13 protein-coding genes and 2 pseudogenes are annotated in these 15,167 nt (G+C 39.9%); 10 read left to right on the top strand and 5 right to left on the bottom strand.

The features are described 5' to 3' along the window. Nucleotides 1-6: 6 nt before the first annotated feature. Nucleotides 7-1,104: an alkene reductase gene (locus tag PVK70_RS06480; RefSeq protein ID WP_130046806.1), complete on the bottom strand. Its 1,098-nt coding sequence runs from the start codon at nucleotides 1,102-1,104 to the stop codon at nucleotides 7-9. Nucleotides 1,105-1,344: 240 nt separating this feature from the next. Between PVK70_RS06480 and PVK70_RS06475 the strand changes: the two are divergent. From PVK70_RS06475 to PVK70_RS06460, 4 genes and pseudogenes are all read left to right on the top strand, one after another. Beyond that, nucleotides 1,345-1,611: pseudogene (locus tag PVK70_RS06475) on the top strand (EamA/RhaT family transporter); the annotation flags it as partial. A gap of 212 nt (nucleotides 1,612-1,823) precedes the next feature. Beyond that, entirely contained in the window at nucleotides 1,824-2,135 is a 312-nt protein-coding gene (locus PVK70_RS06470) for a helix-turn-helix domain-containing protein (protein WP_130046805.1), read from the top strand. Beyond that, entirely contained in the window at nucleotides 2,120-2,431 is a 312-nt protein-coding gene (locus tag PVK70_RS06465) for a HipA N-terminal domain-containing protein (protein ID WP_130046804.1), read from the top strand. Before PVK70_RS06470 ends, PVK70_RS06465 begins: the two co-directional genes overlap by 16 nt. Further along, a complete protein-coding gene (locus tag PVK70_RS06460) occupies nucleotides 2,431-3,468 on the top strand; it encodes a type II toxin-antitoxin system HipA family toxin (RefSeq protein WP_130046803.1) in 1,038 nt (345 codons plus the stop codon). Before PVK70_RS06465 ends, PVK70_RS06460 begins: the two co-directional genes overlap by 1 nt. Before the next feature lie 136 nt (nucleotides 3,469-3,604). Here PVK70_RS06460 and PVK70_RS06455 read toward each other — a convergent pair. Beyond that, nucleotides 3,605-3,856: pseudogene (locus PVK70_RS06455) on the bottom strand (CatB-related O-acetyltransferase); the annotation flags it as partial. Nucleotides 3,857-4,122: 266 nt separating this feature from the next. On the opposite strand from PVK70_RS06455, the gene PVK70_RS06450 reads away from it, so the two are divergent. Then, nucleotides 4,123-4,575: a helix-turn-helix domain-containing protein gene (locus PVK70_RS06450; protein WP_130046802.1), complete on the top strand. Its 453-nt coding sequence runs from the start codon at nucleotides 4,123-4,125 to the stop codon at nucleotides 4,573-4,575. A gap of 188 nt (nucleotides 4,576-4,763) precedes the next feature. On the opposite strand, the gene PVK70_RS06445 is transcribed toward PVK70_RS06450, so the two are convergent. Beyond that, the gene (locus tag PVK70_RS06445; protein ID WP_072055419.1) at nucleotides 4,764-5,138 is read right to left on the bottom strand and encodes a hypothetical protein; all 375 of its coding nucleotides are present in this window, start codon (nucleotides 5,136-5,138) and stop codon (nucleotides 4,764-4,766) included. Nucleotides 5,139-5,440: 302 nt separating this feature from the next. Beyond that, nucleotides 5,441-7,147 carry a P-loop NTPase fold protein gene (locus tag PVK70_RS06440; protein WP_130046801.1) on the bottom strand — a complete coding sequence of 569 codons (1,707 nt, stop codon included), beginning with the start codon at nucleotides 7,145-7,147 and terminating at the stop codon, nucleotides 5,441-5,443. Nucleotides 7,148-7,493: 346 nt separating this feature from the next. Here PVK70_RS06440 and PVK70_RS06435 point away from each other — a divergent pair, with 346 nt between their 5' ends. The 4 genes from PVK70_RS06435 (at nucleotide 7,494) to ugpC (ending at nucleotide 11,769) form a co-directional block, all read left to right on the top strand. Next, nucleotides 7,494-8,786, top strand: a complete 1,293-nt coding sequence (locus PVK70_RS06435; RefSeq protein ID WP_130046800.1) for an extracellular solute-binding protein — start codon at nucleotides 7,494-7,496, stop codon at nucleotides 8,784-8,786. A 71-nt stretch (nucleotides 8,787-8,857) separates the two neighbouring features. After that, nucleotides 8,858-9,739, top strand: a complete 882-nt coding sequence (locus tag PVK70_RS06430) for an ABC transporter permease subunit (RefSeq protein ID WP_130046799.1) — start codon at nucleotides 8,858-8,860, stop codon at nucleotides 9,737-9,739. A gap of 44 nt (nucleotides 9,740-9,783) precedes the next feature. Then, nucleotides 9,784-10,626: a sn-glycerol-3-phosphate ABC transporter permease UgpE gene (gene ugpE / locus PVK70_RS06425; RefSeq protein ID WP_130046798.1), complete on the top strand. Its 843-nt coding sequence runs from the start codon at nucleotides 9,784-9,786 to the stop codon at nucleotides 10,624-10,626. Between the two features lie 60 nt (nucleotides 10,627-10,686). Beyond that, the gene (gene ugpC / locus PVK70_RS06420) at nucleotides 10,687-11,769 is read left to right on the top strand and encodes a sn-glycerol-3-phosphate ABC transporter ATP-binding protein UgpC (RefSeq protein WP_130046797.1); all 1,083 of its coding nucleotides are present in this window, start codon (nucleotides 10,687-10,689) and stop codon (nucleotides 11,767-11,769) included. Between the two features lie 46 nt (nucleotides 11,770-11,815). On the opposite strand, the gene PVK70_RS06415 is transcribed toward ugpC, so the two are convergent. Next, nucleotides 11,816-12,709: a LysR family transcriptional regulator gene (locus tag PVK70_RS06415; RefSeq protein ID WP_130046796.1), complete on the bottom strand. Its 894-nt coding sequence runs from the start codon at nucleotides 12,707-12,709 to the stop codon at nucleotides 11,816-11,818. 116 nt (nucleotides 12,710-12,825) lie between these two features. Between PVK70_RS06415 and PVK70_RS06410 the strand changes: the two genes are divergently transcribed. Further along, nucleotides 12,826-14,847: an alkyl/aryl-sulfatase gene (locus PVK70_RS06410; RefSeq protein ID WP_130046795.1), complete on the top strand. Its 2,022-nt coding sequence runs from the start codon at nucleotides 12,826-12,828 to the stop codon at nucleotides 14,845-14,847. Nucleotides 14,848-15,167: the final 320 nt, after the last annotated feature.

The following is a 15,167-nucleotide window of genomic DNA, read 5'->3' as shown; positions in this document are numbered from 1 at the left end:
AGGCAGTTACGCTTGATACTCAGGGTAATCTGTTAAGCCTTGCTCTGCACCGCCAAATAACGTATTTGGGTCATGTTGCGCTAGAGGGTAACCGTGTTTAATACGAGTCGGTAAATCAGGGTTAGAAATAAATGGACGCCCAAAGCTGACCATATTTGCTAAACCGCTGGTTAATGCGTGCTCGGCTTTCTCGGTATTGTAACGACCGGCATAAATAATAGTGCCTTTAAACGCATCACGAATCGCTTCTTTAAATTCTGCAGGTGTCTCAGGAGCATCATCCCAGTCTACTTCAGCAATATGCATATAAACCACATTGAGTTTATCTAACAACACAGCGGCAGCGGTGTAGGTTTCAATTGGGGTCTTATCAACCGTACCATTTAATGAAGTAAACGGAGCAAGACGAACGCCAACGCGATCATGACCAATAGCATCAGTCATTGCCTCAACCACTTCGCCTAAAAAGCGCAGACGATTTTCGATAGAGCCACCATATTCATCGGTACGATTATTGGCTTCAGAATCAATAAATTGGTTAATTAAATAGCCATTTGCAGCATGAAGCTCAATACCATCAAAACCGGCTTCTACTGCATTTAGTGCCGCTTGACGATACTCTGCAACAACATCAGTAATGTCTTGTTTTGTCATTTCACGAGGCTCAACTACATCTACAAAGCCCGGTGCGTCAGTGCCATTATCAATAAACACTTTTACGTTTTCTGCTTTTAGTGCAGACGATGAAATAGGCTGTTGCCCACTAATATTATCAGGGTGAGTAACACGGCCAACGTGCCAAAGTTGAGCAAAAATAGCACCACCTTTTGCGTGCACAGCGTCAGTGACTTTTTTCCAACCTGCTATTTGTTCTTGAGAGTAGATACCCGGAGTCCATGCATAACCTTGGCCCATCTCTGAAATTTGAGTACCCTCAGCAATGATAAGCCCCGCACTTGCGCGTTGTGCGTAATATTGCGCCATCATGTCGTTTGCCAAGTTACCTGGTTGGGTAGCACGAGAGCGAGTCATTGGTGGCATAACAATACGGTTTTTAAGCGTAAGGTTACCCAGTTGCATTGGTTGAAATAGTGCATTTGTCATGGTACTTCCCCTTGCCTAACTAACGGTTGTTATTTTGTATGGGAGTAAGATATACAAAAAAGAGAGTTACATGAAATTATGATTACTTATTATTTTAATAACAAAGTGTAATAATCCATTGTGGGAAGAGCAGATATTTGGAATACAGTCTGAATGTCGATGTGATTAATATAAGAGCTTTGGGTGCTGCGAGTAAACTAGGCTATCATTCATTACCTTCTAAATTTGATAGTTGTTCTTATGTCTACCTTTTCTTTTTCACTGATCCCGACAGGGGTTAGATTTATGTTTTTGTCTGCGCTTGGATTTGCGCTCATGTCAGCATGCGTAAAATACGTGAGCAATTACGGCATTCCAGTATTTGAAATTGTGGCAGCAAGGGCATTAGTTTCTTTGATCATTAGCTATGCCGATGTGAAGCGAAAAGGCATTTCGATATGGGGAAACAATAAGCCCTTACTTCTTGCTCGTGGAGCGGTAGGCACAGCAGCGCTCATTAACGTATTTGGCAAGCAATTAGTCTCTATTCCTAAGAAAAATAGTTCACTTAACTAAACGGGGCTATTTATACTGGTCAAATATGAATTTTTTATGATAAAAACTATTTTTTTATTCATATATGGCGTGATAGATAGTACCATTGCTATGTTTTAGCCAAATATGAATAAATTTATCAGTTTTTCTATTCATATATTCATTTTTGATAAGAAGGGGTTGTTATGGATACTAATGAAGCTCAAGTAAAGCTAACATTGCTATATAATGAAATGCAGGGGCTTATCGATGAGATCACTGAATTAAAAACAAACCCAAGCAGTAAACTCTGTCTTGATCATCAACATGCAGAGCTAGACAAAATACTTCTAGAGAAAAGAAAGCAATTGGGTATTTCAATTGAAGATCTTGAACTGCAAACAGATATTTCTTTTTCAACGATACAGCGGATCTTAAAAGATCCTCATAATGCCAAGTTATCTAATGTTCTTAGCATTTGTAATGAATTAGGAGTGAAGTTATGGATAGAAAAGTAAATGTCTACCTGTATAAGCAACTCGCAGGGATATTAACTCAAAAAGACAATTGCTTTACTTTTACTTATAGCGAGAGTTATCGAGGAAAACCACTGTCTTTAAGTTTTCCCCTAAAAGAGAAAAGCTTTACAGAAGAGCGCTTACATCCATTTTTTGCAAGCCTAGCCCCCGAAGGTTGGTTAAAAAAACGGTATTCAGAAATTCAAAAAATAGATGAAAACGATACGTTAGGCATGTTAATCCAAAATGGAAATAACTTAATTGGGGCAGTTCGTTTAGAGAGGTTTGAAGAATAATGTATCCAGAAGATAAATGTTTAATCAGCCTGACTCCTTTAACGGATAAGAACCAGTTTCAAGATGAATATACCAAAGCAGGAGTTAAATACTTAACGGCTGATCCAACAACAATAATGCGCCTACCTTTTACACGTAGTGGATTTATTACGGAGCAACCTAAAAAACAAAAAGGGATGAGTATTTCAGGGTATCAACCCAAGCTATCCCTTGTTATCAATGAACAACAATTTGAAGTCGTAGAAAACGAAGCGCAGTACATCCTTAAGCCATCACCAGAAGAGTTTCCTCATTTAGCGGAAAATGAGCACGCCACTATGCTCGTGATGAAAAATTTAGGCTTTGATATACCGGAGTTTGGGCTTGTTCGATTTAAAAAAGATGAGCAAGGTAATGAAGAGAAAGCATTTATCATTAAACGTTTTGATCGCAATGAAAACAAAGAGCCGATCCATCAAGAGCAATTAGATGCGGCAATGAATATTGCGGAAAAGTACGGAAAAATCAAAGATGATGGCGAGAACTATGTGAGTTATGAGCGGATCTGGGATTTCCTTTCTGAAAACTTAGATAATACGTTACAACTTAAAAAAGATTTTTTTCGCCGAGTATTTGTTGCTTATCTATTGGGTAATAACGATTTACACCTTAGAAACTTTGGAATACTTCGGCCTGAAGTTGCAGAAGATAGTTTAGCCCCTATTTATGATTATGTATCCGTTGCGCCATATAAAGAATACATCAGTGACCGAATGGCATTACCGCTGCTTAAACTAGAGGAAGGGGGAGAGGTGCAAAGCAATGGCTTTGAGAAGCACTCGCACTACACTGGTTATGATTTTATTCAGTTTGGTAACGCCATGAATCTAAGCAAAAAGATGACCACTAAGCTGATGGATGACGTACTAAAGCATAAGGATCGTATTTTAAATATATATCGAGAAAGTTTTATCTCTAAAGAGCAATATAGTGCAATAGAGAAGTGGATAATTTCGATAGCGTTTTATGCACAAGATCGTGATGAGTACATCCCTTAACTCAACAATACTGTGATCTTGAAAGTTATACCAATTCCATTAATTATCTGATCATTATTCCTGCGTAATAAATAGATCACCTAATTAGTGACATTGGTATTAATATTTTTATTGTCAGTGAGTTTTCCGATTGCTTATGGTTTCCGCCCATTAAGATAATAACTTCAGCGGCGATACAGACGTAATCACCAATATGAAGCTTATCGATCTCCCATCTTGGCTCCCATTGACGGCTGATTTTATCTCCGTGTAAATACCGAACAACAGAGTCTTCAAAACCGTTATCCCAGCAATCACTGTAATAGCTATGGGTACCTTTAATGTGAATGTTTTTGTTGGTTACGACTTCATGAAGTAACTGAAACTTTGACCAGTGCTTTTCTTGCATAATAAACCTTTAAACTTATATAAAAATAATGGGGTTGGCATTAATTTAAAATAAGTCAGTGGATTCTAGGCTGTTTCAGTAGGGGGATAAGCTTCATGATTATTGTCCTTACAGTTTGAGGGGATAATAACATATTTTCACATTTACTTGTGTTGTTTCGAATATTTCGAATATTGACTTTCTTTCGAATATTTCGAATATTTCGAATATTTCGGATACTGTAACAATTGTACAATTTGTACACATGAATATAAGAGAGAATAAACATGAATGCAGCGATAAAGTTGCCAAGTGCAGAAGAAATAGCATTGGCTAAGCTTGGTAGTCAGGAGTTATCAGCCGTCATTGAAACCAATGGGGAAGCTCAAAGGATCAACGTTGTTGATAAATTAGGTAAATCTCATGAAGTCACAATACCTGCGAGCGTATTAAATATGATGATAGAGGTACTAACTCAATTAGGGCAAGGTAACTCTGTTAGCATTACACCTATTCATGCAGAACTTACCACGCAAGAAGGGGCTGATATGTTAAATATGTCTCGCCCTACATTTATTAAGCTTCTTGATTCGCAAGAAATTCCGTTTAGTCGTACAGGTAATCGTAGAAAAGTCGCGTTTGCCGATATTATGGAATATAAGGATCGTCTAGAAGAACGTAGGCTTGCCTCACTTGCGGAATTGTCAGCATTAGATCAAGAACTGAATATGGATGTGTAATGAATTTCTAGCTTGTTTGCAAAAACAGAGGCTTCCAAGTTTTGTGTCAAAGTTAAAAAGCTTTAAGTTAATGCTGTAGTTTTAAATTATCGTTGTTTGGATTTAATTAAAAATGACAAAACAAAAAAGGCATTAGCAAATTTAACTCTGCTAATGCCTAGAATTTGTATGTTGATCTTTATTAACGTTTATTCAACGTCACAATCCATACAGCTTTGTAGAGCGATTTCGTGCTCAAATACCGCTACCTCGTTACCATCTTTTAGTAACTCAGCGATTTCATCTGCAACTTCTTTCTCATCGTCAGCTTCAATTTGACCTTCTAGCTCTTCTTCAGAGTAACCGTAGAAATTTAGCAATAAGTAATCACGAGCTTCTGCTTTAGTACAAGTCACGTTTACTGAAAGATCAGCTTCAACGTTACCTTGTTCGATAATTGCAGCTAATTGCGCTTGAACATCGTCTTTCATTGTTGCTGTTAACCAACCAAGGTCAGTATTCACTTTGGTTTTTTTACAGTTAAAACAAGGCAGTTCGTGAAAGTAGTATTGAAAATTAGTCATAGGTAATTTCTCTTTGAGTGTTGTATAGCAAGATTATGCGTATTTTTGAGGAAAATACTATCTTAATAGGTTATTGCCCCGAAACTAATTTTCTACAGACTCAAAGATAAGTAGGTGAGCTTTTAGGGCGTTAATCCAAAGATGCCGATACTTTACTGTGACACTCTTATTGTCACTAAAGGATAAATACGCCATAATTGTGACACCTTTATCCAGAAAAGTGTCACAATTAAAAGGGTATCTGTCATGAGCTAAATACAATGGTTCATTACTTTCCGCTCTAACCTGTTGACAGAGTTTGGCTAAGAGTGAACTTTATTACATGCATTTTTAAGGGTTCCGCATAGTACAGACAAAATCCCTCTTTTTAGCTTTTCTTGTTCGTTCTCTATATATTCTTCCAATGTCCCAACTATTTCGTTTAAATTAAGCCAGTAAGATGAGTCGATACTGTTAATTCGTTCATATATATATTGTTCGAAAGCATTAATATTATGAATGTCCCATCGGAGAATACAATCTTTGAAAAATTCACCTGATATGAACTGTAAAAACTCCAAGTTATTGAATTGCTGTTTGGCCTCATCCTCTACTGATAACCATGACTTTTTCATTCGTGATGTAAAAGCATCTACTTTTTCCTTTTGTGATGCTATTTGAACCCTCTCAAAGTTGTCCTCATGGATTTTTTGTAATTCATCGTCACTAAACCTTAGACGAAGCCCCCCTGTTGATATAGGTGCAAAGGTTTTCTTTAAAATTACATCTCGACTAACGTTTAAGATCTCGTTTCGTGGCCAATCAATAAATTGGAACTTTGAAAGGTATAATGCAACGTCGCAAGCTCTAATCCACATAGCATAATTTTCTTTCTCATACGATTTAATGAATGACTGTAATTTCTCAGTTGCTTCGATGAATTCAGGTTCGTTCATATGCAGATAGTTATAACTTATCAATGCAGATAAGGGGTCACTCTTCTTCGGTAAACAGAATGCTTCGATAGCATCAATTTCAAGTGTATCCCCAATACAAAAATCTACTACTTCATCATTTAATGAATGTTGAAGGTTGAATATTCGTCTAGCTGCTTTTGTATTTTCTTCTGGTTCTGTTTCGCTTTTATGTTCCTTAACATATGTATGTAATCGGGTTGAATGAGGTAGATTATCCTTAATAGTTTTAGTACTCAATTTCGCTTCATAGTGTGCATAACAGATAGATAAGACAATTGATGTAACAATTTTTACAGATGTATCCATATCGAGATCTGAGTTGTTGTCTATGTCGCCAAATACTCTATTTAGCCTGTAAATTGCACGTTTAAGAATACGTAAATTAGTGAAGTTCAGTCTTTTAACTTCGTTCAGGATGAGAGCTTTGTGACTCCTGATGTTATTAAATTGCGTATGTTCCAATGCAATATCAACCATTTTCTCAGCCGTAGTACGATAGGTAACAGTATCTATGAATGCTTTTTCTAAATCGTTCTTATCGTTAATCTGAGATGTGTTAGCTGCAATAATTACTGAGATCTTATTGTTATCAGCTAATTCAATACTCTCTCCTAATATTTGTTTTATAAGATTTTTGCTACTAAGTCTTTCAAGATCATCAAGGATTAACGTGAAGTCTTTCATATTCGCTAAAAATGCGTGCTGAGCCATACCCGCCATGCCACTAAGGGCGGCCCCTACACTACCTGAAGTATTTTCACCAAATATCTTTCCAAGAGATACAGCTATACCATTAACTGAATCAGCAAGTTTACTTACGTCTGGGTTATTGGCTAAATAAGCAGATGATAGTTTGCATCTAAAATCATTCAGATCTGAGACACCATATAAAGAAAAGAATACAACCTTTATACTCTTCTTTTTAAAATGGGGTTCTAATTTGTTTTTGATAAAGTGTGTTTTACCACTACCCCAACTACCATCGAGTAAAATCATAGACGGCATTGAATCATCTTTGAGCAGGTAATCTATTCTTTCTATTGTGCTTGTCATTAGGGTATAGACTCTTCAGTTTAGGGAATATCATGAGGAATTATTTTCTATGATTAATGCTATAGATTAAATGGTTTAATGTGTTCTTTAGTTTAAAATTGAGACCTTTACTTCATTAATAAGGCTTATAGACACAACCTGTTTTCTATTTACCTGAGTTAAATTAGAATTATGGATAAGAAAATATGTACTTTTAATGACAACGTTGTTGAGTCAGAACTTTTAATATCCTCCCCCCCAAAAATCATCACAAGAACACAATAAAACTGAAGCATAACTGTCATCTTCAATCCCTACTATGAGCATCACATAAACGGTTACTCATACTAAATCATTAGGGAATAAGATGAAAAAGCAATTGATAACAGGTGTTCTAGCGTCATTACTTTCAACGACAGCCATGGCTGAAACCAACATTACTTGGTGGCATGCAATGAGTGGTCAGCTAGGCGAAACAGTCAATACTATTGCTCGTGATTTTAATGCGTCACAAGATGAATACAAAATTACCCCAGTGTTTAAAGGCTCATACGTAGAGACACTTACCGCAGGCATTGCCGCTTATCGTGCCGACCAAGCGCCGAACATTTTACAAGTGGCCGATGTGGGTGCCGCAACCATTATCAATGCACCTGGGGTTGCAAAACCTGTCGAAGATATTCTGGTTCAATCTGGCTATTCATTTAATAACAAAGACTACATTGCAGGGGTTCGTAACTTCTACGCAGACAGCAATGGAAAAATGGTTGGCATGCCATTCAACAGCTCAACGCCTGTGCTTTATTACAACAAAGACATTCTTGCAAAAGTAGGGGTAGAAGCGCCTAAAACCTACGAAGAGCTAGAACAAGTCGCACAAAAATTAAAAGCGCAAGGCTACGCTACTTTCTCACAATCTTTAACGCCTTGGATCATGTTCGAAAACTTCAAGTCTCGCCATAACCTTCCCGTTGCTAATAAAAACAATGGTTTTGATGCGCCAGCGACCAACATCATGATTAATACGCCAGATATGGCAATGCACTTTAACAAGCTAAAAGAGTGGTCAGACAAAGGGTACTACAAGTATTACGGCTCAGATTGGGATGCAAACCAACAACCGTTTGAGCAACAAAAAGTAGCAATGTGGTTAGGCTCATCAGGCTCGTTTGGTGGGTTACGTAACCGTGTTGATTTTGAGTTAGGTACAACCTATCTACCATATTGGAAATCAGTCAATAAAGAGGCAGGCCGTACCTTTATTGGTGGCGCTGCGTTATTTGCGATTGATGGTAAGCCAAAAGAAGAACAGCAAGCCGTTGCTGCTTTCTTTAATTTCTTAACAAGTCCTGAGACACAAATGTTTTGGCATAAATCGACCGGTTATGTGACGGTTACCAAAGCGGCTTACGACATGACAAAACAATCAGGCTACTACCAAGAACAACCCGATGCAGAAGTGGGCGTAAAACAGTTGAGCTTACCGGGTGGCGAGTGGACGCGTGGTTACCGTTTAGGTTTTTACTCACAAATCCAAGAGGTAATGCATAGAGAGTTTGATAACGTATTTGCAGACCGAATTACGGTAGAAAAAGCACTCGCCAATATCGATAAAGAAAGCAAAGTAATGTTAAACCGTTTCGCACGCTCGGTGCAATAACAAGGATTCACTGTGGTTGAGTTAGGTTAGCCACAGTGATTTTTTTCTTTTTAATGTAGTAGGTTATAACAGTGGAACAACGACAACAATTTACCCACTCGGCGTTGCCTTATGCGCTTTTAGTGCCCCAAATTGCCATTATTGCAGTGTTCTTTTTCTATCCCGCAGCAGAAGCGGTTTATCTCTCCTTTATGCTAGAAGACCCTTGGGGGTTGTCATCAACCTTTGTCGGTTTAGAGAATTACAGCATTATCTTTAGCTCGGCAGAGTATTTAAGATCGATCTTTTTTACGGTTGGCTTTGCCATTGTTGTGTCATTTTTATCATTAGCCATCGCACTTTTACTGGCGGTGAAAGCCAATAATATTTTGCATGGTAAGAGTGCTTATAAAATCACGCTCACTTGGGTGTATGCGGTTGCTCCTGCGGTGGCCGGTATTATGGGCGGCTTTATTTTTAATCCTCATATTGGTGTTTTTACCGATATTTTTGCCAGTCTTGGTTGGGATTTTAGTTTATACACCAGTCCTTTTGATGCGACGCTAACCTTGGTTTTAGTCTCGGTGTGGAAGCAAGTCTCGGTTAACTTTATCTACTTTCTTGCAGGGCTACAGTCTATTTCCTATGCGGTGAACGAGGCGGCAATGTTGGATTGCGAGAGTGATCGCCGTCGCTTCTGGACTATCACTTTTCCACTGCTTGCTCCTACAGGCTTTTTCTTATTAGTCATCAACTTAACCTATGCCTTTTTTGAAACCTTCGGCGTTATCGATACCTTAACGTCAGGCGGTCCGGGTGGGGGAACGACCTCATTGGTTTATAAGATTTATCGTGATGGCTTCATTGGGACAGACATTGGAGGCAGTGCGGCGCAATCGGTGGTGTTACTGGTTTTAGTCTTAATGCTGACTTGGGTGCAATTTAAGTTTATTGAAAAGCGTGTGCACTATTAATTCAAAGAGATGTATTGGTACACAGCAATGATGAGAATTTTATTATGAAACAAAATCAATGGTTCGATCATGTGATCCTAATAGCAGGGGCGCTTTTTATGATCATCCCTATTTGGCTAATTTTCGCTAGCTCTACCCACAACCCAAACACCATTATTAGTGATGGATTGCAGTGGTGGCCGGGCGGTAATTTTCTTGAAGTTTACGGTGAGGTCTGGGACAAGAGCGTCGGTTTTAGTACGGATGTGAATGCAAAATCAATGATCATTAACTCAATGGTGATGGGACTTGGCTTTGCCATTGGCAAGATCATTATTTCGATGATGGCCGCTTATGCCTTGGTCTATTTTCGTATGCCTTTTGCTTCGCTGTGGTTTTGGCTGATATTTGTCACGCTATTGTTGCCATTAGAAGTTCGTATCATTCCTTCTTATGAAGTGGTTGCGAATTTAGGGATGTTAAACAGTTTTTCGGGACTCATTTTACCGCTAATAGCTTCAGCGACAGCGACGTTTTTCTTTCGTCAATTTTTTAGAACTATCCCAAATGAATTACTAGAAGCAGCGCAACTTGATAACGCGGGACCAATTCGCTTTTTTATCGATATTTTATTGCCGTTATCTAAAACCATGATCGCTGCGATTTTCATCATCATGTTTGTGGTGGGTTGGAACCAATATTTATGGCCAATCATGATGACCACCGATGAGAGTTACAACACCATCGTCATGGGCGAGAAACAGTTATTGAGTGACATAAGCCAAAGCAGTCAACCGCGTTACGACCAAGCCTTTGCTCTGGTTATCTTCGCTATGTTGCCACCGATTTTAGTGGTTATTATTTTTCAGCGTTGGTTTGTGAAAGGCCTTGTTGAAACCGAGAAATAACCGTGCAGATGCGGTGATGAAACCGCATTGCCAATACCCAATTTGTGAAGAGATAGAACGATGTTAGCACTTAAAAATTTAGTAAAAACCTACGATAATGGCCACCAAGCAGTAAAGGGCGTTTCTGTTGATATTAAGCAGGGCGAGTTCATTGTATTGGTTGGCCCATCGGGCTGTGGTAAGTCATCTATCTTGCGCTCTATCGCAGGATTAGAGTCGATTACTGGTGGAGAAATTGAGCTAAATCATCGCCGTATTGATACTGAAAAACCAGCCAGTCGTGATATTGCGATGGTGTTTCAAAATTATGCGTTATACCCACACATGACGGTGTATGACAACTTGTCTTATGGGCTAAAAAACCGTGGTGTCGATAAACAAACCATTGCTGAAAAAATTGAAAAAGTGGCAGAAACCCTCAAGATCGCAGATTATCTCGACAGAAAGCCTGCAAAGTTATCGGGTGGGCAGCGTCAACGTGTTGCTATGGGACGTGCAATTGTGCGTGATCCACAGTTGTTCTTGTTTGATGAGCCATTATCTAATCTAGATGCTTCACTGCGCGCCCACATGCGTTTAGAAATTAAAAAGCTGCAACGTGAGCTAGGTGTAACCAGTGTGTATGTGACTCATGATCAAGTGGAGGCGATGACCTTGGCGGATCGCATTATCGTGCTAAACCAAGGCGAGATTGAGCAAATTGGCACACCATCAGAGGTTTACCATCAACCAGCAAGTACGTTTGTGGCGAGTTTTATTGGCAGCCCTGCGATGAACTTTCATCAAGCCGAGATTGTGAATGGGGTGATTAAGTTTGATCAGCAAAGTGTGTTTCTGGCTGAATACGCACATTTACCTGCTCAGACAATACAGCTTGGAATTAGACCTGAACACGCCTTATTAGAGCCAGTAAATACAGGGTTAAGTTTTCCATTAAGTGTGCAAGCGGTTGAACCGTTAGGCCCGAACCAATTAGTGCATGGTTTGGTCGGTGGCAAAACATTTACCGCATTAACGCCAGAGTTAGACTTTGCCACTCAAGAATCTCTGACGCTTAACGTTGCAAAGCAGCACTTGCATTTGTTTGATGAGGCGGGAAAGCGCTTATTGGCTGATACTAATGTATTAGCGCAAGCAAGCTAGATCATTCGTTTCAGATTAGCTCACTTTAGCTGATGGTAGAGTGAGCTTAACAAAAATAGGACTTTATTTTTTCTCGTAACCACATATTTGCTGGGCTTTGTCGCTCTCGATTATGGGTGAGTAAGCGATAGTGAACTGGCTTGGACGTAAATGGGCAATCTAATACCTGTATATCCAGCTTATCGGCAAATGCGGTTGCGATACTCTCGGTCACCATTGCAATGCAATCACTCGCCGCGGCCATCGACATAAGCGACACTAGAGAGGTACATTCTGCGGCTACTTGTCGTTCACTTAGTCGTTCCTCGGTAAAATAATTTGCCATGTAGGTATCTTCACGGCGTAATTTCCAAGTAATGTGTTTCTCAGCATAAAACTGCTCACGAGTAACATTACCTTTTATTCTAGGGTGTCCTTTTCGTGCAATCAGGCGAATCTTATCTTCAAATAGTGGTTCGGTAAAAAACGAGTGTGTTGAATAGTTAGATACTTCGATAGCAAGATCGGCTTGATGTTGATTGAGCGCTTGGATCAGTGCTTCTTCATTAGAGTGTGTTGGCTGTAATTCAATAGTGACATTACCCAAGCTACTGTCGGCTTCTAATTTAGGTAGCAGCATTAACATTACAGGCTCTGAGGTATATATAACGAACTTGCGTGGATACTGGGTAGAAAAGCCTTCCAACCCTTCTAATGCGTTGTTGATTTGAGCTAATGCAGGCTCAACATGACGAATTAATTCTTGGGCATGCTGCGTTGGAATAATCCCTCGGCCTGATCGAATAAAAAGCTGACTTCCCACCTGCTGTTGCAAACGCTTAAGTAAACCGCTTACTCCCGGTTGAGTTAATCCCATCTCTTCTGCGGCTAAGGTAATCGATTGGTGGCGATAAACCACCACAAACACTTTTAATAAGTTTAGATCTATATTCGAAACCATCCTTTCCTCAAACATAACATTTTGTGATGTGTTAAATACAGTTTCATGCATGTATTGCTATGTGTCAATACGCTAAATTAGCACCATACCAATACGAATTCCCAAAGAGGCTACTTATGAAAACTCGTTTTACTCTTTCAGTTCTTTCACTCTCTGTTATGGTTTCATTTGGCGCAGCAGCTAATGATTATGCATCTATTGATACGTACGAGGGAAAAGCGGCATCTAAGTTCACCGAAAATGCCAATACCGCAGTGGCAAAAACGCTTCCTTGGGAAGACACGTCTGCGTTTAAACGCACTACTCATGGTCTTATTGCTGAGTTTGGTACGCATGAAGCAGGCGAGCTTAAAAACCGTTTTGAATACATGGCGGATATGTCTGTGGAAGACTTACCACCTTCAGTAAACCCATCAATTTGGCGTCAAGGAATGCTAAATTACGCGGCAGGCGGTCTGTACGAAGTGACGGATGGGGTATACCAAATTCGTGGCGCTGATTTATCAAACATGACGATCTACCGCACCGATAATGGCTATGTGATTCACGATCCGCTTCTGTCTCGTCAAGCCGCAGCCGCTTCGTGGGAATTCGCAAAACAGCACCTACCAGCGATTAATGGTGAGCACAAAATTACGGGCATGATCTACTCACACATGCACGCCGACCATTTTGGTGGTTCACGTGGTGTTTATGAATCAGGTGATTTTGCAAAAGATGCTGAAATCTACGCACCAAAAGACTTTATTAAAGAGCTGGCTGATGAGAATGTCATCGCAGGCACCGCAATGGGCCGCCGTGCAAACTACCAATACGGCACAACCCTTGATACCAACACCAAAGGCATTGTAGATAACGCACTTGGCCTTGGTACATCACGTGGTGAAGTGACGCTAGTTACACCGACGATTGAGATCCAAGAGCGCGAAAAAGTCATCAACATTGATGGGCTCGATTTCCACGCAATCAACATGCCGGGGGCTGAAGCGCCTGCTGAGATTGTGCTGTATGTACCAGAGTATCGCTCATTGAATACCGCTGAGCTTACTTACGACGGTATGCACAACATTTATACTTTCCGTGGTGCAAAAGTTCGTGATTCATTGGTGTGGACTAAATATCTCACGGAGTTAAAAATGCGTTTTGTTGATAATGGGCTAGTAGACAATATTCACGCGGCACACTCAGCACCAGTATGGAATGATGCTAGTACTGACGTAAACGAAATTTCTGAGTATATGACACTACAGCGTGATAACTATGGTTTCATTCATAACCAGTCTATGCGTTTAGCCAATCACGGGGTGACTATTCACGATGTTGGCCGTCAAATTGAGGAGATCGTTCCACAATCTCAAATCGATACTTGGCACACCAATGGTTACCATGGTTCATACAGCCACAATGCTCGTGCAGTGGTAAACCTGTACCTTGGTTACCATGATATGAACCCTGTGAACACCAATCCATTGCAAACCAAAGATCAATCTTGTGTGTATGTGAATGCAGCTGGTGCAGACGTACTATATAAAGCGGGCATGACTCACTTTAATGCTGGCGAATACCAAGAAGCCTCTCAACTGTTTAACGATCTAGTGCAATGTAACCCGAACAACATTGATTATCGTTTCGCACTTGCAGACAGCTTTGAACAGCAAGGTTACCAGTCTGAAACCATGGCGTGGCGTAACAGCTATTTGCAAGGAGCGGTTGAACTACGTACTGGTGAGATCCAAGAGTCAATCAAACTTGCTTCATCTGACGTAATCGCTAACACTCCAACGGGCATGTTCCTAGATTTTATTGCGGTGAGTTTGAACACACCAAAAGCGGAAGCCGCAGGTCTTGACTTCAACTTCGGTGTTTATCACCCAGATCTTGGAGAGCGTTACTACGGTGAAGTGTCTAATGCGAATATGGCTAACATTGAAGTCGATAAGTTACCAAAAGTGGATTTTGAATTAATTATCAACAAAGCAGATTTCACAAAAGTCGTTCTTGGTGAGACAACACTAGAGGCATTATTCAAATCTGGTCAAGCGGGTGTGAAAGGCGATGCATCGCTGCTAGGGCAACTGTCAGGCTCACTAGATAAGTTTGATGGCATGTTTGAAATTCTACCAATGCCAAGCAAATAACATGTAATGATAAAACCTCCCTATTGTGGGTAATGAAATGCCAGTCAGTTAAGTTGACTGGCATTTTTAGTTTGGTGGAGAGGGGGATGTGCTTATTGGCGATACGAATATGTTAGCGTAAGCAAGCTAGATCATTTGTTTATATTGGTACACTTTAGGTGATGTTGTAGATTCAGAGAAATATTGTGGGGCTGCCTATGAAATAAATACAGATATGTCAGCAATGATATACAGGGCTTTCGGTTATGATTTGAAGTAGGTCTACATAGCTTTAAGCTGTGTGTTGGAATTTACTTGCGAAGAGCCTTTACGATTCATTA

The organism is Aliivibrio sp. A6, assembly GCF_028765505.1.
GTDB lineage: Bacteria > Pseudomonadota > Gammaproteobacteria > Enterobacterales > Vibrionaceae > Aliivibrio > Aliivibrio finisterrensis_A.
This window is presented reverse-complemented; position numbering and strand designations above follow the sequence as displayed.

Coding starts and splice junctions, on each gene's coding strand:
- PVK70_RS06480 (WP_130046806.1), bottom strand. CDS start 1,104: ATGACAAATGCACTATTTCAACCAATGCAACTGGGTAACCTTACGCTT.
- PVK70_RS06470 (WP_130046805.1), top strand. CDS start 1,824: ATGGATACTAATGAAGCTCAAGTAAAGCTAACATTGCTATATAATGAA.
- PVK70_RS06465 (WP_130046804.1), top strand. CDS start 2,120: ATGGATAGAAAAGTAAATGTCTACCTGTATAAGCAACTCGCAGGGATA.
- PVK70_RS06460 (WP_130046803.1), top strand. CDS start 2,431: ATGTATCCAGAAGATAAATGTTTAATCAGCCTGACTCCTTTAACGGAT.
- PVK70_RS06450 (WP_130046802.1), top strand. CDS start 4,123: ATGAATGCAGCGATAAAGTTGCCAAGTGCAGAAGAAATAGCATTGGCT.
- PVK70_RS06445 (WP_072055419.1), bottom strand. CDS start 5,138: ATGACTAATTTTCAATACTACTTTCACGAACTGCCTTGTTTTAACTGT.
- PVK70_RS06440 (WP_130046801.1), bottom strand. CDS start 7,147: ATGACAAGCACAATAGAAAGAATAGATTACCTGCTCAAAGATGATTCA.
- PVK70_RS06435 (WP_130046800.1), top strand. CDS start 7,494: ATGAAAAAGCAATTGATAACAGGTGTTCTAGCGTCATTACTTTCAACG.
- ugpE (WP_130046798.1), top strand. CDS start 9,784: ATGAAACAAAATCAATGGTTCGATCATGTGATCCTAATAGCAGGGGCG.
- ugpC (WP_130046797.1), top strand. CDS start 10,687: ATGTTAGCACTTAAAAATTTAGTAAAAACCTACGATAATGGCCACCAA.
- PVK70_RS06415 (WP_130046796.1), bottom strand. CDS start 12,709: ATGGTTTCGAATATAGATCTAAACTTATTAAAAGTGTTTGTGGTGGTT.
- PVK70_RS06410 (WP_130046795.1), top strand. CDS start 12,826: ATGAAAACTCGTTTTACTCTTTCAGTTCTTTCACTCTCTGTTATGGTT.